We start from the raw sequence: 21,602 nt of genomic DNA, 5'->3' as shown, positions 1-21,602 counted from the left end.
TGCGGGTCGGGTCCCGTGGCGGCGCTTCCCCGCCCGGTGCGGTCGGTGCCGTGAGCCGACGGTGGACGGGCCGTGCGCGGACCCGGCCGGCCGTACCCGTGCCGGTCCTCAGTCGGCCGGCTCTTCGGGCACGGGCCGGTCGGACTGACCGCTGCCCGCTCGGGGCGCGCCCTGCCGGCCGGTACCCGCCTCGTCGGTGTCGGGAACGTCGGAGGCGTCCTCCCCGGACCCGCCGGACTCCTCGGACTCCTCGGACTGTCCGGACGGCTCGGGGTCGCCGATGTCCCAGGGGTCCTCTCCCCCGTCGGCCTGCTGGTCCGGCGGGTCGCGCGGTATCGGCGTGCCGTTCTCGCCGGGACCCTCGGGGCGCTGTGCGGCCACGACGTCCTCCCTTCACCGTCGTCCCGCGCCAAGCGCGGGCGACTCTCCCGGGCGGCGATCGTCCGGGCGAGGAGGCGAGTACCTCCGCGGTGATCAGCGAAACGTGGCGGCGCGGCCGGGTGTACGGAGGCGGTGCCGCCGGACGTCCGGCACACCGGTCGGGGCGGCGACACGGCCTCAAGGCGCGACGCGACCACCGCCGGCGGTGCGAACCCGGCGCGGGGCCCGGCCTGTACCGACCCGCGCAAGGCCCGGTCGGCACGGGCTCAACGGGGGGCGCGTTCCTCCAGGACCGTGCGCCAGGCGGGGGCCGGGCCGGCGGGGGTGGGTTCGGGGCGTCGGCCGCCTCGGGCGAAGAAGTCGGCGAGCGGGAGGATCGCCGCGCCGACGGTGACCGCGTCGGGGCCGAGCCGCCCGAGCTCGACGGTGACCTTCTGCGCGGGGTGACGCAGCGCGTACGCGGTCGCGTGGCGGCGTACGGCGGGCAGGAAGCGGGCGCCGAGCTGGAGTCCGGCCCAGCCGCCGATCAGGATGCGCTCGGGCTGGAAGAGGTTGATCAGGTCGGAGAGACCGGCGCCGAGGTACTCGGCCGTCTCCTCCAGCACCGCGAGCGCCACGGGGTCGGGTGCCTCCGCGCTCCCGAGAGGGTAGGCGGCGCTGAGCATCGCCGTCAGCGCGCTCTCCTCGTCCACGCCCTCCGGCGGCCGGCCCCCCTGTTCCCGCCAGCGTTCCAGCAGCGCCTCGGCGCCCGCGTACGCCTCCAGGCAGCCGAGGGCGCCGCACCGGCAGCGGCGGCCCCGCACCCGTACGGTCAGATGCCCCCACTCGACGGCCCGGCCGTGCTCCACCTCGGGCGTGACGAGACAGGCTCCGACACCCGAGCCGAACAGGACGACGACCGCGTTGTGCGCGCCGCGTCCGCCGCCGAACCACATCTCGGCCTGGCCGAGGGTCTTGGCGCCGTTGTCGATGAAGTACGGCACGCTCTCGGGGAGGAGGGAACTCTCGCGCAGCAGCGCCTCCAGCGGGACGGCGTCCCAGCCGATCGTCTGGCCGTGCACGACGGCGCCCCGCTCCGGGGTGTGCTCGATGATGCCCGGGACACCGATCCCGACCCCGAGCAGTTGTTCCGGGCCGACGCCGGCGGCGCCCAGCACCTCGGCGACACCGTCCTTGATGTGCCCGACGATCCCGTCGACCTCGTACCGCCGCTGCTCCAACGGCCTTTCCACCCGCGCGAGTTCGGTGAGGGTGAGGTCGAACAGCTCGATCCGCACCCGGGTCTCGCCGACGTCCACGCCGATCATGTGCCCGCTGGCGGGGACGACGCGCAGCAGGATGCGCGGGCGGCCGCCGTCGGAGTCGACGCTGCCGGCCTCCTCGACCAGTCCGTCGGCGACCAGGTCGGCGACGACGTTGCTCACCGAGCCGGAGCTCAGGCCGGTGGTCGGGCCGAGCTCGAAGCGGCTGAGGGGCCCGTCGAAGTAGAGCCGTTGCAGCACAGCCGTACGGTTGGCCCGCCTCAGGTCGCGTACCGTGCGCCCGTTCCGCCCCGTCATGTCGCTCCCCTTCGCCCCCTGCCCGACCTGCAACATACCCCTGCGGGCAGCCTCACGCGACATTCCTCCAACCCTTAGTTCACGATGTGAGCTAAGAGACGCCCGCGGACTCGATCTCGTCCAGTGCCGCGAGGAGCTCCGGCGCGACCGTCTCGCGCAGCCAGCGGTCGTGCTCCGCGCCGTATGCCCGCGGGATCGTCTCGATGAGCATGATCAGGTAGAGGTAGGCGCGGTACAGGGCGAGCCGCAGCCGCTCGGACCTGTCGAACACGGCGTGCCCTCCGGCCCCGCGATACCCCTCCAGGAACGGCTCGTCCTTCCGGATGTCCCCGAGCAGCGCCGCCGAGACGAAGTCCGCGAGGGGATCGCCCCAGAACATGCGCTCGCCGTCGATGAGGCCCCCGATCCGGGGCGTTGCGCCGGCCCGGTCGACCAGGATGTTGCCCGGCCACAGGTCGAAGTGGACGAGGCGGGCGACGGTCACCTCGTCCAGGGCGTCGTACGCGGCCCACGCGACGGCGGCCACCTCGTCGGCGGGGCGGGGCAGCCAGGCGCCGTAGCTGCGGGCGTCGGCGAGGAGGGCGTCGAACATCCCCGTGAACGCCGTGCGCCAGTCGGGGGCGAGCGGGCCGAAGGCGCCGGAAGGGTAGCCGAAGCCCGGCCCGGTCACCCGGTGCAGCCGAGCCATCTGACTCCCCAACTCCCTGCGTAGATCGGCCTGTTCGGCGGGATCCAGCGATCCGTTCCAGGGGTCGCCCGGGCACACCGTCATCAGCAGCCACTGCCCGTCGAGGGCCACCACCCGCGGCGCCGGCACTTCGGCCAGGGCCGCCCCGCGGCAGAACTCCGCCTCCGCGGACAGCAGTCGGGTCTCGTGGCTCAGGCCCGGCGCCGTGGGCGCGACCTTCAGTACGTAGTGGCCGCCGTCCGTCAGGCGGAGCTCCTCGACCGTGTTGTACGTGCCGCCGCCGAGCGGCCCCACGTGGGCCAGCCGGTCGGACGGGATGCCCGCCGCCGCCAGGACGCTCCGGGCACGCTCCCAGGAATCCGTCACCCCGCCCGCTCCTTCCTCCCGGTCACCCGGCCACGTAGACGTCCTCCACGTAACGGCCGTCCGCGATCAGCCCGTCGAGCCACGCCTCGGCGGCCGTGTCACCGGCTCCGGCCGTGCGGTCCCGGTACAGGGTACGGAACGCCTCCCGGACACCCGGCGCCATCCGTGAACCGTCGCCGCACACGTAGACGCGGGCTCCGGCGGCCAGCAGCCGCCACACCTCGTCGGACTCGGCGGCGATGCGGTGCTGGACGAACATCGCCCCGTTCTCGGGGGCCGCGCTGAACGCGGGGCGCAGCGAGACGGCTCCGGCGGTCTCGGCCGCGCGCAGCTCCGCCGCGTGCAGGAAGTCCGCGTCGGGGGCGTCGCAGCCGAAGTAGCAGAGTGCGGGCTGGAGTCGGGCACCCGAGGAGAGGGCTGCCGTGCGGTCGGCGACGGCGCCCCGGAACGGTGCGAGACCGGTGCCGGCCGCCACCATCACCACGGGTGCCGAGTCGTCGACACGGAAGGCCTCGCGGCAGGGCTGGACACGGGCGTACACCGCGTCGCCCGCCACGAGCCCGGTGAGATACCCGGAGCCGGTGCCCCGGTGGAGACCCCGGCCCGATCGCGCGGGCGCCTCCAGCAGCGAGACCATCAGGTCCGCGTGTCCCGGGTCGACCGCGGGCGAGGAGGAGATGGAGTAGTGCCGGGGCCGCAGCGGGGTGAGGAGATCGAGGAGTCGCGGCCAGTCCAGTGCGCCGCGCAGCGCCGGGTGGTCCTCGATCACCTCGACGAGGGTGCGCGGGTCGCCGTCGGGGAGGGCGGCAAGGGCCGCGCGTTCGGGCGGGCAGGGGTTGGCGGCGGCCAGCAGGGAGAGCTGGGAAGCGCTCGGACGCTCCTGCAACTCGACCTGTTGGACTAGCAGTTGACGAGCCGTCATGGGCCGGTCCACGGCGAGTCCGGTGCGGGTCAGGCGGGTGGCACGGATGTCCAGGACGGTGTCGAGGTCGACGCCGAGTGCCGTGGCGGCGCGTTCGACGAGAACACCGTCGTTGGCCGGGAGCACGGTGAGGTGGTCGGCCGTGCGGTAGGTGGTCCCCTCGGGCAGGGCGAGGCGGAGGAACCGCTTGCGGCGGGGGTGGCCGGGAGCGGTGAGGTCGTACGCCTCGGTGACCTTCATCGGCACCAGCCCGTGTCGCGCGGCGAGGGCGTCGAGCGGACCGCCGGTCAGGGTACGGACCTCGTAGGCGGCCGGGGACCGGTCGGCGGGCGCGGTGGCGGACTCGACGGCGTCGGGGTCGCCGTACCGCTCCAGCAGCGCGGTGCGCAGCCGGCCGGTGAACTCCCGTACGACGCCGGTCAGATCGCCGGAGGCGTCGGCGGCGGCGCGGTCGGTGAGCCGGGTGGCGCCGAGGTCGGCGAGGCGCTCGTCGACGCGGGTCGGGACGTGCTGGTAGGTGGCGGCCCAGTTGCGGTCACCGACGCCGAGGACGGCGTACGTCACGCCGGACAGGTCGCGGGTCTCCTCGAGCCGGGCGGCGAACGCGGTGGCGTCGTCGGTGGGGCGGCCGTTGTAGGAGGCGGCGGTGATGACCACCGGGCGGTCGGTGGGCAGACCGTCCGCGTAGTCGTCCAGTGGGGCCACCCGGGTGGTGCAGCCGATCTCCGCCGCCTCGTCGGCGAGTCGGTCGGCGAACTCGCGGCAGGTGCCGTAGTTGCTGCCGTGCAGGAAGAGGGCGGAGGTGCCGGGCCGGACGCGAGCGGGAAGGGCGTTCGCCTCGACGGCCGGCGCGGTCTCGGTCCGGACGGCGCCCGGCAGATCCGGGTGGACCCGGTCGGCCGGGGTGCGCGGAGAGAGGGTGAGGGTGAGGCCCTCGGGCTTGAGCGTGAGGGTCTCCTTCACCGCGAGCCGGTAGTCGGCGTGGTCGTGCGGCCGGTAGCGGTGGACGAGCATCGCCAGCAGCATGGTCGCCTCATGGAGGGCGAACTGCCGTCCGATACAGGCACGTTCACCGGTGCCGAACGGCTTGAAGGCGTGCACGGAACGGGCCGCCTCCGCCTCGGGGGTGAAGCGGGAGGGATCGAACAGCTCGGGGTTGTCGCCCCAGACGGGCTGCCGGTGCAGCATCGGCGCGAGGACGACCACGGACTGCCCCGCCTTCAGCGGAACGCGTCCGCCGAGCAGGGTGTCCACCAGCGCCTGCCGGCTGAACGCGGCCGCCGTGGGCCACAGCCGCAGCGCCTCGTTGAGCACCTGGCGGGTGTAGGTCAGCCGGCCGACCTCGTCGTACGTCGGCTCGGGGTCTGGCGTGTCGCCCCACAGGGCGTCGACCTCGCGCTGGACGAGCTGGAGCGCGGTGGGGTGTTTGGCGAGGTGGTACAGCGCGAACGACATCGCGCCCGAGGTGGTCTCGTGGCCCGCGATCAGGAAGGTGATGACCTGGTTGCGGATGTTGGTGGTGTCGAGCGTGGTGCCGTCGGCGGGATGCCGGGCGGTGAGCATCAGCCCGAGGAGGTCGTCGTCGCCGGCATCTCCGCCGGTGCCCGAGGTGCGGGCGGCGATGACGTCGTCGACGACCCGGGCGAGGTGGTCGGCGTCGGCCTGGAAGGCCGCGTCGGCGGCGGTGTGGTCCTGGCCCGGGACGCGGGCGAGCCGGGTCATGCTCCACTCCAGGCAGCGCACCATCGACTCGACGAACGGATGCGGCTCGTCCCGTTCGAACGACCCGAAGTCGTAGCCGAATCCGGCGAGTCCGATGGTGTCGAGGGTCATCCGGGTCATGTCGTCGGGCACGTTCACGGGCTGCCCGGCGCGGGCGGCGCGGTCCCAGGCGCCGATGAGCCTGCGGGCCACCTTCAGCATCGCCGGGTGGTAGGAGCGCATCGAGCCGAGCGCGAAGGCCGGCATGAGGATGTCGTGCGCCTTCGCCCAGTTGGGCTCGTCGTTGTAGGCGGTGAACAGACCGTCGGAGGCGAACTCGCGGACGTTCTCCAGGGCGGGACCGACGTGCTTGGCGAAGCGCCGCTCGTCGGCGAGGTCGGTCACCAGGTCGAGGTCGGCGACGAAGAGCGTGTCCCGCCCGTGCAACCGCCGCACGAACAGCGGCCCGTGCTCCCGCATCAGTTCCATGGCCTGCTGGACGGGGGTCCGGCCGGGGCCCGTGGCGGTGATGTCGACGAGGGGGATGCCGGTGGGGGTCTCGGAGTCGGTGGGGGTGACGGAGCCGGTGTCGGTGGGGGTGACGGAGCCGGTGTCGGTGGTGTGCGGGCGCAGCGCGGTGGGGGGCATGGCGCGACAACTGCCTTTCGCTGAACGGACGTACCGCACTCCAGCGTGATCCACCCGGATACCGGGGCCGTGCCGCCGGACTACATGTTCGTGCAGCGGAAAGGGCACGTGAGGGGTTGCGGAGGCGCCCCGCGACGGTTATTAGGCTGGGCCGATGACCTTCACCCCGACCGTGCTGTCCATCGCCCTGGACGAGACCTCGGACCCTGTGCTGCGCCCGCTGCCCGGGGAGGTGGCGGCGCTCCTGGACGAGGTCGGTGCGCCGCCCCGGCTGGTCGCTCATCTGCGGGCCGTCCACGATGTCGCGGGCCGGCTCGTCGACTGGGTCGGACGGCATTGTCCGGCGCTGGCCGTGGACCGGGAGGCGGTGCTGTTCGGCGCGGCCACGCACGACATCGGCAAGACCCTGCACCCCGACGAGCTGTCCGGCCCCGGCGCCCGGCACGAGGCGGCCGGACGGGAACTGCTGCTGGCCCACGGGGTGCGCCCCGAGGCGGCGCGGTTCGCCGGGACGCACGCCTCCTGGGGGACGCCGGGTGTGGCCGTGGAGGATCTGCTGGTGAGCCTGGCCGACAAGGTGTGGAAGAACAAGCGGGTGGCCGACCTGGAGGACCTGGTGGTGGCCGAGCTGTCGCGCGCGGGCGGACGGCCCGTCTGGCAGGAGTTCCTGGACCTCGACGAGTTCCTCACCGGCCTCGGTGAGGGCGCGGACCTGCGGCTGGCCTGGCAGGCGGCGCATCCCGTCCATGGGTGAGCGGGCCGAGCGGGACGCCGTGGTGTGGCGCAACCGCGCGCTGCTGCTCTTCGACCGGGTGTCGGTGCCGGTCGCGGTGTGCGATGTGTACGGCGCCGTGCGGCTGGCCAATCCGGCGATGGCGGCGGAGTGCGGGACGAGTCCGGGGCGGCTGCGCGGGCAGGGGGTGCTGGAGCTGTTCCGGCCGCAGGAGGCGACCCAGGTGGAGCGGATCGCCGAGGCGCTGCGACTGCGGCACCGCTCGCGCTACCAGGTGTATGTGTGCTGGCAGCCGCCCGGCGCCGTGGAGCGGTACGGGGAGCTGACGGCGGACCCGGTGAGCGACAGCGTCGAGGCGACTCCCGCGCTGCTGGTGATGCTGCGCGTCCTCGGCGAACGCGCGCCGCGCACCGAGGCTCCCCCGGTCCGCGTCACGCCGGTCGAGGCACGGATCCTCGCGCTGCTCGCGGGCGGCGCCACGACGGCCCGCGCCGCCCGCGAGACCGGTCTCACCCGGGACGGCGTGACCTATCACCTGCGGCGCCTGTCCACGCGCTGGGGCGCGGCCAACCGTACGGAACTGGTCGCCCGCGCCTATGCGCTGGGGGTGCTGGCGGCAGGGGCGTGGCCGCCCGCGCCGGCCGGCGACGCGTAGGCGACGGGACAGCCGTCGCCCAAGCGTCCCCCTCAGTCCGCGCGCGGGGACCAGCGCGGGTCGCGACCGAGGAAGGCCAGCAGCGTCGCCGACCGGTCGTGGCCGTCCGGGGTCTCCCGCGCCGGGGCGAAGACCTGGTACGAGTCGCGCAGGTGGTCCACGAGGTGTTCCGCCGCCGGCCCGATCCCCTCGGCCGTCCCGGCCGGCAGGGGGCGGTCCTGGCCGGTGGCCACGGCGATGTCCCAGGCGTGCACGGCCGCGTCCATCGCGGCGGCGCCGATGGCGAGGGGCAGCGGCAGCGGGCCCAGCGGCGTCGGCACCTGCTCGGTGTCCGCGGGCATCCCGGCGTACGCCTCGGCCACCGCGTCCAGCACCTTCGCCAGCTCGGCCGCCGGGTCGCCGTCGAGCGCGTCGGCCGGGTGGAACGGGTCGCTGTCGGGCCGTCCTCCGGTGAGCGCGAGGCCGTAGCCCTGCTGGTCGATGCGGGCGTGGTTGAGCACCTGGCGTACCGTCCACGCGTCGCACGGGGTCGCTGCGCCCCACTGCTCGTCGCCGACCGCCGCGACCACCTGCCGCAGGTAGGCGTGCGCCCCCGTGAGCACCTCGATGCCCGGTGTGCCCGCCCCGTCGGCCCGGTCGGCCGTCACCGCTTCTTCCGGCCCGGCTGCCTTGTCCGCCATGGAGCTTCCCCCTCCGTCGCACGTACCCGGTGTCTTCCCCGGCTGATGAGATCAATCTAGGCTCACTTGCGGACAGCGACGGTCCTCAATGCGGCCGATCGAGGCAGCCGGTCGCCCGTCGCGTGCCGCGAGGTGGTGAAGAAACGTTCGAGGCCGCGGGGGAAGGGGAACTGGACTGTCGATGCAAGAAGAAGTACGTGAGCGAGCGGCACCGCTCGTGCGATTGGTACAGCGCCACCGGGAACCCGTCGTCGTCCAGGCAGTGCGGTCCGCCACCGCGGCGACGATCGCCTATGTCATCGCGCTGCGCCTGAGCCCCGAGGCGCTGCCCCTCACCGCCCCGCTGACCGCGCTGCTCGTCGTCCAGGTCACCCTGTACGCGACGCTCACCAACGGGATCCGCCGGGTGAACGCCGTGGTGGCCGGGGTGCTCGTGGCCATCGCCTTCAGCCTCCTGGTGGGTCTGACCTGGTGGAGCCTCGCGCTGCTGATCGTGTCCTCGCTGGCGGTGGGGCATCTGGTGCGGGTCGACGAGTACGTACCCGAAGTGGCGATCAGCGCCATGCTCGTGCTGGGCGTGACCACCGTCGGGGACACGGCGTGGGCGCGCGTGGTGGAGACGCTGATCGGCGCGTTCGTCGGGCTCGGCTGCAATCTGCTGCTGCCGCCTCCGGTGTGGGTGGAGGAGGCGGGCGAGTCGATCGAGGGGCTGGCCCGCCGGCTGCGCCAGCTGATGCTGCGCATCGGCGAGGAGGCCTCGGGCCGTACCCCGGTGGAGCAGGCGGCCGCCCGGCTGCACGAGGCGCGCCGCCTGGACCACGACATCGTCCAGGTGGACGCGGCCCTGCGGCAGGCCGAGGACAGCCTGCGGTTCAATCCACGGGTGCGTGAGGGGCTGCTGCACCGGGTGGTGCTGCGCACCGGTCTGGACACGCTGGAGATCTGCACGGTCGTGCTGCGGGTGCTCGCCCGGACCCTCACCGATCTCGCCAAGGAGCGCGAGCCGCAGCCGCTGTTCCCGGACGGGACCGGCGAGGTCGTGGAGCGGCTGCTGTCCGAGATCGCCGACGCGGTGGTCAGCTTCGCGGTGCTGGTCACCACGAGCGTCAGCCTCAACGCGGACGCCGCCGAGGAGCGGCTCACCGCCGAGCTGCGGCAGGCCGCGGCCACCCGCGACAAGCTCGCCCAGCTGCTGCTGGAGCAGCTCCAGCACGACGCGCGCCAGTGGCAGCTGCACGGCGCGGTGCTGACCGAGGCCACCCGCATCATCGACGAGCTCGACACCGAGCACCGCTCCCGCCGTCTCCTGGAGGAACTGGACCGCAACAGCCGTGAGCAGCGTGAGCGGATGCCACGACTGAACCGGCTGCGCGAGCGCCTGGGCGTGCAGGACCAGCTGTGGCGGAACCGTACGGGGTTCGGCCGGCGTTCCTCCTGAGTCGGCCCCGGACGGGGTCGGCGTGGGGTCCCGTCCGGTGACCTGCCTGGACCCGGGGCGAGCGCCGCCCCCGCTGCGCAGCACCTGCGGGACGCCCCGGGAGACCGGTGCGGTACGGCTACGGCAGCCGGGCACCGCGCCTGTCCCTCCGCCCCGGCGTACCCGGCCGCCCGCCGCGCCCAGGGTCCGCTTTTGCGTTCGACGGCCCGTCCGGGTCAAGGTGGCTGTCACGGCGGAGGCGTACGACGACCTGAGGTGCGGGCATGGGCAGTGGGACGGAAGCGGCGCGCCGGGGTTCCCCCCGCCCCGGGCGAAGCCGAGAGCCCGGCGGAGGTCGGAGCAGGCGCGGCTTCGTCGGGATGCTCGGCGGCGCGGCCGCCGCGTCGGCCCTCGCCGGGTGCGGCAGCGGCGGCGACAACGACGGCGGCGCGGCGAAGAGCCGGGACTCACCGCAGGCCGCGCCGCCCGGGCAGCCCTCGGCGTCGGCGTCCGCCGCCCCGGATCCCTCGCGGAGTTCCTCCGGCCCCCGCCCCCTCTACCTGGGCACCTACACCTCCGCCGAGGGCGGTGGGAAGGGCATCGGCATCGCCTCGTACGACCCCGCCTCGGGGCGGATCACCGGGCGGGGCACGATCACGGGTGTCCAGGACCCGTCGTATCTCGCGGTGCACCCGGACGGCGGAACGCTGTACGCGGTGAACGAACGGGAGCGGGGCGCGGTGACCGCCGTGCGGCTGTCCGACGGCAAGGTGCTGGGCGGCCGGCCGACGGGCGGGGCGCACACCTGTCACCTGTCGGTCCATCCGGGCGGGCGGTGGCTGCTGAGCGCCGACTACGGCTCGGGCAGCGTGGCCGTGCACCCGATCGCCGCCTCGGGGGCGCTCGGCGAGCGCACCGACCGGGTGACACACAGCCGTCCGGCGCCCCGGTCGGGCCAACAGGGGCCGCACGCACACCAGTTCATCACGGCCCCGGACGGCGGCCATGTCCTCGCCGTCGACTTCGGCACGGACACGGTGTACAGCTACCGCCTGGACGAGCGGGCCGGGACGCTCACGGAGGTCGCGCAGGCGCACACCCGGGCGGGCGCCGGGCCGCGGCACCTCACGTTCCATCCCGGCGGCCGGTACGCCTACCTCGCCGACGAGGCGGACGACACCGTCGCGGTCTGCGCGTACGAGCCGTCGAGCGGCCGGCTGACGATCGGCAGGCCGCAGTCCACCGGCGCGAAGGCGGACACCAACTACCCGGCGCAGCTGGCGGTCACGCCGGACGGCGGGTACGCCTTCCTCGCCAACCGCGGCGACAACACCCTCGCCCGTTACGCGGTGGAGGCGGACGGGGCCCGGCTGCGGCTGCTCGGCACGGTGCCGGTGGAAGGCGACTTCCCCCGGCAGATCGCCCTCTCCCCCGACGGCGGTCTGCTGTTCGCGGCCAACCAGCGCTCCGGCACGGTCAGCGTCTTCCGGGTGGACGGCACCGACGGTGAACTGCGGCTCGCGGGCGAGCCGTTCGCGTCACCCGTCGCCGTCTGTGCGCTGCCGCTGTAGGGCTCGGGGACAGGCGGCGGCGGCCGCCTGGGTGAGCAGCACGTGCATGCGTTCGGTGAGCTGGCCGACGTCGTCGGCGGGCGCGTGGAAGGGCAGGCGTACGTCGCCGTGGGCGCGGGCGCGCTCGATGCGCAGCGTCAGTCCGTGCCGGTCGACGGCGAGCGGCTGGACGCGGACGGCGCCGTGCAGGCAGTCCCGCTGGACGAGCCGGGAGAGCCGCTCCACCGCGTCGGGGTGGGCGTCGGCCAGATGCGTGAGCAGGTGCGCCTCGGCGGTGGCGAGCGGGTCGGGCTCGGCGCCGGCGAACTCCTCGAGGTCGACGACGACCGCGCCGGTGGGCTCCTTCAGTACGACACGGGTGGCGTGGAAGGCGAGGTGGCCGTCCTCGGGGGTGAACCAGCCGGCCAGCCAGAGCCGGGCACGGATACGGCCGCGGACCGGGACGGGCGCCACGTCCGCGAACTCCAGCACGGCGGACGGCTCGCCGCGGGGCGCGCAGATCGCGGCCGTGAGCAGGGCGCTGTCCTCGGGCACGTGCAGGATCACCCGGCCGTCCTCGTCGACGGTGTGCGCACCGACGAACTCCTCGCGCCCGCCGTCCGCGGTCACCGCGCAGGACCATGAGGCCGCGAGTACCGAACGGGCCCGCTCGGCAGCGGCAGGCACGGCCGCCCAGCTTTGGCTGTCACCCATCCCAAATCCTCCTTAGGTAAGCCTTGCCTAACCTATCGGAGATCCGAGTGTTCGCCAACCATGGCCCCACCATGTTCGACCGGGACACCGGCCGTCCGACCTCGGCAACGAGGGCGCGGGCCCTCCGGCCGATGATCACGCCGGGCCCGCGATGACCCCCAGCAGCGCCCGCGCGCACAACTCCCCCACCTGCTCCCGTGACAGGTCCGACCCCCGCAGCCACTCCAGGCAGACCGCCGTCGTGAAGGCCAGCCAGCCGCGCACCGCCAGCCGTACGTCGGGGCGCTCCTCGAAGACCGGGCCGAACTCCGGGTCGGCGCCGAGCGCCGCCAGGATCTGCCGCTCCTGTGCCGCGAGCGCCCGCCGGTAGACCTGGCGCACGGCCTGGTCCCCGGAGGCGTCGGCGCGGTGGAAGGCCCGGTACCCGTGGGCGTGGGCCGCCACGTACGCCAGGTAGGTGTCGAGGCCGGACGCCAGCTGTTCGCGCACCGGGACACCGGGAACCGCCGCCGTCATGCGCAGCATGCGCCGGCTCTCGCGCTCCACGACCGCCGCGAAGAAGTCCCGTTTGGTGGGGAAGTAGTGGTACAGCAGCCCCCGGGAGACCCCGGCGATCTCGGCGACCCGCTCGATCCACACGTCGTCGTACGGGCTCTCGGAGAACAGCCGCGCGCCGACCGACAGGAGCTGCTCCCTGCGCTCCTCGGTGCTGAGTCGGCGCCGGGTGCGCTCCCCCTGGTTCGCGGCCATCCCCGCACTCTACTTGACGCCGGTTCAACAGCGGCAGCAGACTGAGACCGCTGTTGAACCCACGTACAACATGCTCAACCTGCCGCTGCATCAAGGGAGATCGCGTCATGGCGGAGACGACGGGGACGACGGGCGGACCGGCCACGACAGGGACGACAGGGCCGACGGGGCCCGCGTCGGGGGACGTCCTGCCGAAGGGGTTCCGCAGCGCGGAGCTCGGCTGGCCCGAGCTGGAGCGCATACCGCATCCGCCGCGCCGGCTCCCCCTGCTCGGCGACGTGCTGGGCGCGAGCCGGCGCACGCCCCTCCAGGACTCCCTGCGGTACGCCGGGCAGCTGGGGCCGATCTTCCGCCGCAAGGCGTTCGGCCGGGAGTTCGTGTTCGTGTGGGGCGCCGGACTGGCCGCCGACATGGCCGACGAGACACGGTTCGCCAAGCATGTGGGGCTGGGCATCGCCAATCTGCGGCCCGTCGTCGGGGACGCCCTGTTCACGGCGTACAACCACGAACCGAACTGGCAGCTGGCCCACGACGTCCTGGCCCCGGGGTTCAGCCGGGAGGCGATGGCGGCCTACCACCCGATGATGCTGGACGTGGCGGAGCGGCTCACCGGCCACTGGGACCGCGAGCTGGCCGCGGGCCGGGCGGTGGACGTGCCCGGCGACATGACCAAACTGACCCTGGAGACGATCGCCCGCACCGGCTTCGGGCACGACTTCGCGTCCTTCGAACGCGCCCGGCCGCACCCCTTCGTGACGGCGATGGTGGGCACCCTCACCTACGCGCAGCGCCTCAACACCGTGCCCTCCCCCGCCCTGCTGCGCCGGGCCACGCGCCGCAACGAGGCCGACATCGCCTACCTGAACCGCACGGTCGACGAGCTGGTGCGGGCGCGCCGCGAGGGCGGCGGCGGGGACGGCGACCTGCTCGACCGGATGCTGGACACCGCCCACCCGGAGACGGGCGAACGGCTGTCGGCGCAGAACGTGCGCCGACAGGTCGTCACCTTCCTGGTCGCCGGCCACGAGACCACCTCGGGCGCGCTCTCCTTCGCCCTGCACTACCTGTCCCTCCACCCCGAGATCGCGGCCCGCGCCCGCGCCGAGGTGGACCGGGTGTGGGGGGACGCTGCCGTGCCGGGGTACGAGCAGGTCGCGAAGCTGCGATACGTCCGCCGGGTCCTCGACGAGGCGCTGCGGCTGTGGCCGACGGCGCCCGCGTTCGCGCGCGAGGCCCGGGCGGACACCGTGCTGGGCGGGGAGCATCCGATGCGGCGGGGCGGTTGGGCACTGATCCTGACGGCCATGCTGCACCGGGACCCCGAGGCGTGGGGGCCGGACGCCGACCGGTTCGACCCGGACCGCTTCGACGCGGCCGCCGTCCGCGCGCGTGCCCCGCACACCTTCAAGCCGTTCGGCACCGGGGCGCGGGCCTGCATCGGACGGCAGTTCGCGCTGCACGAGGCCACGCTGGTGCTCGGGCTGCTGCTCCGCCGCTACGAGCTGCAGCCCGACCCGGCGTACCGGCTGCGGGTCACGGAACGGCTGACGCTGATGCCGGACGGGCTGCGGATGCACCTGGACCGGCGCACTCCGACACCGGCACCGACGCCGTCCGGCGCGACGTTCGGCGAGGAGCGCGCGGCGACGGCGCCCTCAGAGTCCCGCTGTCCAGTGCACGGGGCGGGTGACTGACTCCGGCAGCCTGGTGCCCGCGCTTCCCCGGGCCGCGTTCAGCTGCGGCTGGGTCAGGAAGAAGGCGCCGGTCAGGTCGGCGTCGGCGAGGCCGGTGTCCCGCAGGTCCGCGCCGATCAGGTCCGCGCCGCGCAGATCCGCGCCGGTGAGGTCGGCCGCGATCAGACAGGCGCCGCGCAGGTTCGCGCCGCGCAGGTCGGTGCCCCGGAGACGGGCGCCCATCAGGTCGGCGCCCCGGCGCTCCTTCTTGCGCCCGCGGATACCCGCCCGGGCCAGTTCACTGGTCTTCAGCAGCAGCACGTTGACGTCCTGACGGTGCGCCGGGACGTCGAGGGCGAGCAGCTCGTCCGGGGACAGCCGGGTGAGTTCCTCGGTCTTCGCCAGGGTCCGGCGCAGCTCGCCGTGGATCGGGCGGGCGGCGGACAGGCCGAGCGCCTCGGTGAGGTACCAGAGGAGTTCGTGGAGCTGGCGGACCACCGGGAACACCTCGGACATCCGGCGGGCGTCCTCGGGCGCGGCCGTACGCCGGTCCCGGCCGCCGAAGGTGAGCTGCGAGACCTTCTGCCCGGCGCCGAAGCAGTCGTAGACCGTACAGCCCGTGAAGCCGCTCTGCCGCAGTCGCGCGTGGATCCCGCAGCGGTGGTCCTCGCCGAGGTTGGGGCAGTCCCTGCCCGCGGGCTTGTCGATCGCGAAGTCCGCGGAGCGGGCGAAGGGCAGGGCCACGCAGCACAGGCCGAAGCAGTTCTCGCAGTCGCCGCGCAGTCCGGTCCGGTCCACCGTCTTGTCTTGCATGCCGTCCAGCCTACGCATTCGATACGGGCTGACCTGCCCGGTTACCGGCTGAACAGCTCGAACGCCACTGCCGGGCGGCCGCCGAACCGTTCGCCCACCGACTTCGCCACCCCGGTCAGGAAGCCCCGTACATAGCTTTCGGGCTCCTCGTCGGTCAGCGCCTCGATATAGGCGCGGTGTTCGAGCAGCGAGCCCACCGCCCGCTCCAGTCCCGCCGACGCGTCCACGGCGTGGGTGGGCGTCGCGGAGCCGGCCACCGCGACCCAGCGCACGCCGTTCCAGGGCTCCAGGCCCTGCTCGAGAAGTTCCGGGAAGATCCAGCGGTTCCCCGCGTCCCCGGCCGCGTCGAGGGTGGCGCGGCCGACCGCGACATGGTCGGGGGTGTTCCAGGCGACCCCGCCCCACGTGTCGCGGTGGTTGAGGGTGATCACCAGCTCGGGGCGGTGCCTGCGGATCGCGGCGGCGATGTCGCGGCGCAGGGCGGGACCGTACTCGACGACGCCGTCCCGGTGGTCCAGGAAATCGACCGTCGACACACCCACCACGGCGGCACTGGCCCGCTGCTCCCGCTCGCGCAGCGGACCGCACTCGGCGGGCGCGAGGGTGTCGATGCCCGCCTCGCCCCGCGTCGCCAGCACATAGGCGACCTCGCGACCGGCGTCGGTCCAGGCGGCGACCGCCGCGGAGCACCCGTACTCGAGGTCGTCCGGGTGCGCCACCACGGCCAGGGCGCGCCGCCAGTCCTCGGGCATGGGCTGGAGCTGGGTGATCGTCGGCTCGGTCATGCCCGCAGACTAACCGGTGACGACGGGGTCACGCCTCGTCACGGACGAGGGCGAGCAGCCGGTCCAGGACGCGGGGTCCGCCGGCCCGCACGCCGTCGTGCTCGAACTCGTCGGTGACCCAGGTGCGCAGGCCGCGGACGGCGCGGGCGGTGCGCAGGGAATGGGTGGTGTCGACGTACAGGTCGTCGTGGTAGATCGCCGCCGCGACCGGGACCTCGTTGGCGGCGAGGCGCGCGGGGTCGTACAGGGGCGGCCAGTCGGTGCGGGCGGCGAGGAGCTCGGCGGTCTCGCGCAGCGGGCGCAGCGCGGGGTCGGTGTCGAACATCCAGGGGTGGACCGTCTCGCCGGTGAGCAGCAGCGGTCCGTCGCCGGTGAGCGCCTTCGCCGCGTCGAACTGCGGGAACTCGGCGCGCACCCGGTCGGCGGCCCAGGCGGTGGGGCGGCCGTCCTGACCGTAGATCGCCTCGTGGACCAGGGCGTAGAGAGGGTGTCCGGCGTAGGAGAGCTGGCTCTGCATCTCCTCCTGGAAGGCGTCGGACAGCGCCGGGCCGTGCGGGGTGGGGACGAAGGCCTCTTCGAGGAGGTGGTGCAGGCGGTGACTGCCCTCGCCGCCGCCGAGGAGGATGCCGAGCGTCTGGAAGGCCTCGACGGTGAGGCGGTAGCCGTTCGGGAGGGTCACCTCGTGGTGGAGGAGGTGGTCGGCGATACGGCGGACGCGGTCGACGTCCTGCGGGTAGCGGGCGTAGTGCGCGGCGACCTTGCGCTCCATGCGCGGGTAGGCGGCGCGGTACACGTCGTCGGCGTGCGCGTCCAGAGCGGGCAGACCGCCGGTGATCAGGGCGGCGGCGAGGCCCTCGGGCGCGAGGGAGAGGTAGGCGACCGTGCAGAAGCCGCCGAAGCTCTGGCCGAGCACGGTCCAGGGGGCGCCGCCGGTGACCTCGCGACGGATCAGCTCACAGTCGCGGACGATCGAGTCGGCGCGGAAGTGCGCCAGGTAGTCGGCCTGTTCGGCCGGGCCGCCGCGCAGCGGGAGCGTCTGGCGGTTGGCCGGGGTGGAGTGGCCGGTGCCCCGCTGGTCGAGGAGGAGGACGCGGTACTCCTTCAGCGCCCGCCCGAGCCAGGCCGGCCTGCCGACGAAGCGGTTGGCGCCGAAGCCGGGGCCGCCCTGGAGGTAGAGCAGCCAGGGCAGGTCCTGGTCCGCCTTCTCGCTCGCGACGACCTCGCGGGCGTAGAGCCCGATCGTCTCCCCGCCCGGGTCGGCGTGGTCGAGGGGGACGGTGAAGCGACGGTCGGTGAGGACGACGCCGGGCTGGCGGTAGCTGACGGACAACAGAGGCTCCCGGGACGATCGGTGTAAGGGCCGCGTCCCAGTTCAGCACATGTCCGGGCGGTGCAGGAGCCCGGGGGATCATGAACAGCTACTGAACGGGCACTCAGCACGTTACTGAACCGTCGCTCAGCGCGCCGAGAGGCTGGACCTGCGCACCACCAGCTCCGGCTGGAGCACCACCCGCCGGTGTTCGTGCCGGCCTGCGCCCGCTCCTCCTGCCCCTCCCGCTCCTCCTGTCCCTCCTTCTTCGGTCTCCTCCAGCAGCATCTCGGCGGCCAGCGCGCCCATGGTGACGGCGGGCTGCCGGACCGAGGTGAGGGGGACCGCGGCGGCGGCCGCGAACTCGATGTCGTCGTAGCCGACGATGGCCAGGTCCTCCGGTACCTTCACCCCCGCCGAGTACATCGCCTGGAGCACGCCGAGGGCGAGCAGGTCGTTGGCGCAGAACACGGCGGTCGGGCGGCGGTCGCCGAGGCCCAGCAGGCGGGCGCCCGCGTCCCGCCCGGCGGCCACGTCGAGCCGTTCGGTGGGCAGCTCACGCAGGCATTCGGGGCCGAGGCCCGCCTCGGCGAGCGCGTTCAGGGCTCCGGTGCGGCGGTCGCGGACCTGGGTGAAACCGGGCGGGCCGCTGACATAGGCGATCGAGCGGTGCCCGGCGTCGACCAGATGCCGTACGGCGAGCGCGCCGCCCGCCACGTCGTCCACCGAGACCGAGCACTCGGTGGTGCCCTCCGAGACGCGGTCGACGAGGACGAAGGGGATGCCGTGCCGGCGGAAGGAGGCGATGTTGCGGCCGGTCGCGTCGGCCGGGGTGAGCAGCACGCCCCGCACCCGCTGCTCGGCGAAGAGCGACAGGTACTCGGCTTCCTCGCCGACGCTCTCGGCGCTGTTGCAGACCATCACACCGAGCCCGGCGTCGCGGGCGGCCCGCTCCGCGCCGCGGGCGACGTCCACGAAGAAGGGGTTGCCCATGTCGAGCACCAGCAGCCCCATGATCCGGCTGCGTCCCGCGCGCAGCTGCCGGGCGGACTCGCTGCGCACGTAGCCGAGCCGGTCAATCGCCGACAGCACGCGCGCCCGGGTCTCGGTGGCGACGGTGTCCGGGCGGTTGATGACGTTCGACACCGTGCCGACGGAGACTCCGGCGGCACGGGCGACGTCCTTGATTCCCACCGGCTGGGCCATCAGGCGGGGACCTCCAGGTGAACGGGATACGGCGGGACGGCCTTCACATTACCGTCACCCCGCCGCACCCCTGTCCTAGTACGGATACGGGTCATGCGGGCAGTGCGAAGTCGACGACGTGGAGTGCCGAGGGGGTCGTCCCGCTCGACTTCTCCTGGTACATGAAGGACAGCACGTTGTCGGCCTTGACGCGCAGTTCGTCGATCACGACCTCCCCGAAGGCGTTGAGGCCGCTGCCGTCGAAGAGCACGGTCCAGTCCGTGTAGCCGGAGGCCTTGGAGGCGCCGGCGATCCGGCCGAAGGGGAAGATCGCGTACGCGTTGTCGTACTTGTCCAGGACCAGCTTGGTGCGCTGGCTGGAGCCGAGGACGACGGGTATCTCCGTCTTCTGCCAGCTCCCGGAGGAGTTCTTGCGCAGATGGAAGGCGCGGCCGTTGGCGGTGCGGTCGCCGACGTAGTTGGTGGTGCACTGGCCGAAGCGGCCGGGGACGTAGCTGATGATCGCGTGCGGGAGGCCGGTGGAGCCGGTGGCCTGGCTCTCCTGGTTCATCAGGGAGTGGTCCGGGTTGAGCGCGTCCACGACGAGTCCGGCGTCCGTGACGGCGACCTTGTCGGAGCCGCCCGTGGTGCCGACGACGGTGCCCGCGTTGTTCAGCCAGGTGCGGCCGCGGTCGGTGGAGTAGACATAGCCGGTGTCGTGGTTGGTGATGCCGCCGCCGGAGCACATCACGGCGCCGTTCTGCTCGCGCCAGGTGAAGAAGGAGTGCAGCCGGCCGTTGACGTCGTAGTCCATGCCGTGCAGGTACATGTTGCGGACGGTCGAGGAGCCGTGCTCGCTGGTGTAGGTGCCGGTGGAGCTGGACCACTCGCCGAGGTTCGTCCAGGTCGAACCGTCGTACTCCGCAAGGGCGTTGCGGCCGTTGCCGGAGATGCCGACCCGGTAGCTGAGCTGGAGCCTGCCCTCGGGGGTGGCGATGAACTGCGGGTAGGTGAACTGGGTGGTGAGCGCGAGGCCGTCCAGGGTGGTCTGGACGGTGCCGAAGACGGACGACGTCCAGGAGGTGGCCGCCGGGTTGTCCAGGAGCCCGGGAGCCGACTTCACATAGAAGAAGCCGTCGCTGTGGGAGTCCATGTTGAGGTGCAGCCGGCCGTCGACCTTCGAGACGCCCATGGAGATGACGTTGTGCGAGTCGCCGGCCTTGAGCTGGTGCGAGAGGGTGACGGTGGACCAGGTGGTGCCACCGAGGACGCGGCGGGCGACCACCGCGTTCTTGGTGGAGGTGTACCAGGCGGCGTACTGGTAGCCCTTGTAGGTCAACAAGCCGTTCTTCTGGAACGAGTTGTTGTTGACCAGGCCGTCGTAGGACACGAAGAACACGGCCGTGGCGTCGAGTCGGGTGGTGGCCTTCTTGGTGACCGAGGGGCCGGGGTCGGCGGCGCGGGCGGTGCCGGCGGCGAGGACGGGGGACGCCGCGGCACTGAGGAGAGCGCCGGCCAGCAGGGTGCGTCGTCTCATCTCGGGGGACTCCATCGTCTGCGAGAGCGGGAAGCAGAGGAAACAGCGGGGAACAGCCGGTGACGGCGGAGAGGGGACGGGGGTGTCAGGCGAGGTGGAACACTTCAGTGAGAGGCTTCATCGCCTCGTCGGGCCGGGCTCCGTCGAGCGACTCGAAGAACGGGGCCATCTCCGCCTGCCAACGGGCGTTGACGTCGGCGGCCTCCATGCCGGCCTGGGCGGCGGCGAAGTCCTCGGTCTCCAGGTAGCCGACGAGCAGGCCGTCGTCTCTCAGGAACAGGGAGTAGTTGTGCCAGCCGGTGGCCGAGAGAGCCTCGAGCATCTCCGGCCACACGGCGGCATGGCGTTCGCGGTACTCGGCGAGCCGGTCCTGTCGGACCTTGAGCAGGAAACAGACGCGCTGCATGAAGTACCGCTCCTCCGTGGGTGGTCGAGGTGTCCGGCGACTAGAAGTTGAACTGGTCGATGTTCTTGGCGTCGAACACGGTCGGCTTGCCGAGGCTGATCACGCCGTCCTTGCCGATGGTGTACGTGGTGCCGCCGGCCTTGAAGGTCTCACCCTCCGCGCCGGTGATCTGGCCCGAGACCAGCGCCACCGCCGTCTGGGCGGCCAGCGCGCCGAGCTTCGCGGGGTCCCACAGCTCGAAGGCGTCGACGGTGCCGTTCTTGACGTAGGTGCGCATGTCGTTCGGGGTGCCGAGGCCGGTCAGCTTGACCTTGCCCTTGTACTTGGAACCCGACAGGTACTGGGCGGCCGCCTTGATGCCGACGGTGGTCGGGGAGATGATCCCCTTCAGGTTCGGGTACTCCTGGAGCAGGCCCTGGGTCTGCTGGAAGGACTTCTGGGCGTCGTCGTCGCCGTACGCGACCTTGACGAGCTTGATGTCCTTGTACTTGGCGTCCTTCAGCTCGTCCTTCATGAAGTCGATCCAGGTGTTCTGGTTCGTCGCGGTCTGCGCGGCGGACAGGATCGCGATCTCGCCCTTGTAGCCGATCTGTTCGGCGAGCAGCTGCACCTCGGTACGGCCCAGGTCCTCGGCGGACGCCTGCGAGACGAAGGCGTTGCGGCACTCGGGGTTGGTGTCCGAGTCGTAGGTGACGACCTTGATCTTGTTGCTCATGGCCTGCTTGAGCGCGGTGCACAGGGCGCCCGGGTCCTGGGCGGACACGGCTATCGCGTCGACCTGCTGCTGGGTCAGCGTGTTGACGTAGGAGACCTGGCCGGAGGTGTCGGTGCCGCTGTTGGTGCCGACCTCCTTGTAGCTGGAGCCCAGCTCCTTCAGAGCCGCCTCGCCGCCCTTGTCGGAGCTGGTGAAGTAGGGGTTGTTGACCTGCTTGGGCAGGAAGCCGACGGTCAGGCCCTTCTTGGTGGCCGCGTTCGGGTCGGCTTTGCCGGCCGAGGCGGCCGCGCCGGTGCTCTCGTTCTTCACGTCCTCCTTGGTCGTGCCGCCGCAGGCGGTGGCGGCGAGCGCGAGGGAGGAGACGGCGGCGAGGGCCGCACAGGCACGACGGAGGGATGACTTGCGCATCACGGGG

At 73.0% G+C, this 21,602-nt stretch carries 19 protein-coding genes; 5 read left to right on the top strand and 14 right to left on the bottom strand.

Features of this window, described 5'->3' with window-relative positions:
- Nucleotides 1-108: 108 nt before the first annotated feature.
- From OG736_RS38600 to OG736_RS38585, 4 genes are all read right to left on the bottom strand, one after another.
- Nucleotides 109-381 (bottom strand): hypothetical protein, encoded by a 273-nt coding sequence (locus OG736_RS38600; RefSeq protein WP_327186571.1) that lies wholly within the window; start codon nucleotides 379-381, stop codon nucleotides 109-111.
- A 266-nt stretch (nucleotides 382-647) separates the two neighbouring features.
- Entirely contained in the window at nucleotides 648-1,940 is a 1,293-nt protein-coding gene (locus OG736_RS38595) for an ROK family transcriptional regulator (RefSeq protein ID WP_327186570.1), read from the bottom strand.
- Between the two features lie 91 nt (nucleotides 1,941-2,031).
- Complete coding sequence (locus OG736_RS38590; RefSeq protein WP_327186569.1) at nucleotides 2,032-2,994, bottom strand: phosphotransferase family protein; 963 nt, start codon at nucleotides 2,992-2,994, stop codon at nucleotides 2,032-2,034.
- A 22-nt stretch (nucleotides 2,995-3,016) separates the two neighbouring features.
- Nucleotides 3,017-6,265 (bottom strand): cytochrome P450, encoded by a 3,249-nt coding sequence (locus OG736_RS38585; RefSeq protein ID WP_327186568.1) that lies wholly within the window; start codon nucleotides 6,263-6,265, stop codon nucleotides 3,017-3,019.
- Between the two features lie 154 nt (nucleotides 6,266-6,419).
- Between OG736_RS38585 and OG736_RS38580 the strand changes: the two genes are divergently transcribed.
- Together OG736_RS38580 and OG736_RS38575 are read left to right on the top strand one after the other, a co-directional pair.
- Nucleotides 6,420-7,019, top strand: a complete 600-nt coding sequence (locus OG736_RS38580; protein ID WP_327186567.1) for an HD domain-containing protein — start codon at nucleotides 6,420-6,422, stop codon at nucleotides 7,017-7,019.
- A complete protein-coding gene (locus OG736_RS38575; RefSeq protein WP_327186566.1) occupies nucleotides 7,012-7,653 on the top strand; it encodes a PAS domain-containing protein in 642 nt (213 codons plus the stop codon). Before OG736_RS38580 ends, OG736_RS38575 begins: the two co-directional genes overlap by 8 nt.
- Before the next feature lie 32 nt (nucleotides 7,654-7,685).
- Here the strand turns inward: OG736_RS38575 and OG736_RS38570 are convergent, their stop codons facing one another.
- The gene (locus OG736_RS38570; protein ID WP_327186565.1) at nucleotides 7,686-8,333 is read right to left on the bottom strand and encodes a TIGR03086 family metal-binding protein; all 648 of its coding nucleotides are present in this window, start codon (nucleotides 8,331-8,333) and stop codon (nucleotides 7,686-7,688) included.
- 181 nt (nucleotides 8,334-8,514) lie between these two features.
- Between OG736_RS38570 and OG736_RS38565 the strand changes: the two genes are divergently transcribed.
- Together OG736_RS38565 and OG736_RS38560 are read left to right on the top strand one after the other, a co-directional pair.
- A complete protein-coding gene (locus tag OG736_RS38565; RefSeq protein ID WP_327186564.1) occupies nucleotides 8,515-9,771 on the top strand; it encodes an FUSC family protein in 1,257 nt (418 codons plus the stop codon).
- Nucleotides 9,772-10,130: 359 nt separating this feature from the next.
- Nucleotides 10,131-11,321, top strand: a complete 1,191-nt coding sequence (locus tag OG736_RS38560) for a lactonase family protein (protein WP_327186563.1) — start codon at nucleotides 10,131-10,133, stop codon at nucleotides 11,319-11,321.
- On the opposite strand, the gene OG736_RS38555 is transcribed toward OG736_RS38560, so the two are convergent.
- Together OG736_RS38555 and OG736_RS38550 are read right to left on the bottom strand one after the other, a co-directional pair.
- On the bottom strand, nucleotides 11,289-12,014 hold the full coding sequence (locus OG736_RS38555) for a DUF2470 domain-containing protein (protein WP_327186562.1): 726 nt from the start codon (nucleotides 12,012-12,014) through the stop codon (nucleotides 11,289-11,291). The genes OG736_RS38560 and OG736_RS38555 overlap by 33 nt on opposite strands.
- 135 nt (nucleotides 12,015-12,149) lie before the next feature.
- Nucleotides 12,150-12,764 (bottom strand): TetR/AcrR family transcriptional regulator, encoded by a 615-nt coding sequence (locus tag OG736_RS38550; protein ID WP_327186561.1) that lies wholly within the window; start codon nucleotides 12,762-12,764, stop codon nucleotides 12,150-12,152.
- 107 nt (nucleotides 12,765-12,871) lie between these two features.
- Between OG736_RS38550 and OG736_RS38545 the strand changes: the two genes are divergently transcribed.
- Nucleotides 12,872-14,458 (top strand): cytochrome P450, encoded by a 1,587-nt coding sequence (locus OG736_RS38545; protein ID WP_327186560.1) that lies wholly within the window; start codon nucleotides 12,872-12,874, stop codon nucleotides 14,456-14,458.
- Here the strand turns inward: OG736_RS38545 and OG736_RS38540 are convergent.
- The 7 genes from OG736_RS38540 to rhaS all read right to left on the bottom strand — a co-directional run bounded on the left by OG736_RS38540 (nucleotide 14,420) and on the right by rhaS (nucleotide 21,595).
- Nucleotides 14,420-15,250, bottom strand: coding sequence for a pentapeptide repeat-containing protein (locus OG736_RS38540; protein ID WP_327186559.1), 831 nt, complete (start codon nucleotides 15,248-15,250; stop codon nucleotides 14,420-14,422). The two genes, OG736_RS38545 and OG736_RS38540, sit on opposite strands and share 39 nt — an antisense overlap.
- Nucleotides 15,251-15,291: 41 nt before the next feature.
- Complete coding sequence (locus OG736_RS38535; protein ID WP_327186558.1) at nucleotides 15,292-16,035, bottom strand: PIG-L deacetylase family protein; 744 nt, start codon at nucleotides 16,033-16,035, stop codon at nucleotides 15,292-15,294.
- Nucleotides 16,036-16,063: 28 nt separating this feature from the next.
- Nucleotides 16,064-17,365 (bottom strand): alpha/beta fold hydrolase, encoded by a 1,302-nt coding sequence (locus OG736_RS38530; protein WP_327186557.1) that lies wholly within the window; start codon nucleotides 17,363-17,365, stop codon nucleotides 16,064-16,066.
- 126 nt (nucleotides 17,366-17,491) lie between these two features.
- The gene (locus OG736_RS38525) at nucleotides 17,492-18,550 is read right to left on the bottom strand and encodes a LacI family DNA-binding transcriptional regulator (protein WP_327186556.1); all 1,059 of its coding nucleotides are present in this window, start codon (nucleotides 18,548-18,550) and stop codon (nucleotides 17,492-17,494) included.
- Nucleotides 18,551-18,641: 91 nt separating this feature from the next.
- Nucleotides 18,642-20,066: a BNR repeat-containing protein gene (locus tag OG736_RS38520; RefSeq protein ID WP_327186555.1), complete on the bottom strand. Its 1,425-nt coding sequence runs from the start codon at nucleotides 20,064-20,066 to the stop codon at nucleotides 18,642-18,644.
- An 85-nt stretch (nucleotides 20,067-20,151) separates the two neighbouring features.
- Entirely contained in the window at nucleotides 20,152-20,472 is a 321-nt protein-coding gene (locus OG736_RS38515) for an L-rhamnose mutarotase (RefSeq protein ID WP_020127639.1), read from the bottom strand.
- A gap of 40 nt (nucleotides 20,473-20,512) precedes the next feature.
- Nucleotides 20,513-21,595 (bottom strand): rhamnose ABC transporter substrate-binding protein, encoded by a 1,083-nt coding sequence (gene rhaS / locus OG736_RS38510; RefSeq protein WP_020127638.1) that lies wholly within the window; start codon nucleotides 21,593-21,595, stop codon nucleotides 20,513-20,515.
- Between the last annotated feature and the right edge of the window lie 7 nt (nucleotides 21,596-21,602).

This window comes from Streptomyces sp. NBC_01334 (genome assembly GCF_035983595.1).
Lineage (GTDB): Bacteria > Actinomycetota > Actinomycetes > Streptomycetales > Streptomycetaceae > Streptomyces > Streptomyces coriariae.
This window is presented reverse-complemented; position numbering and strand designations above follow the sequence as displayed.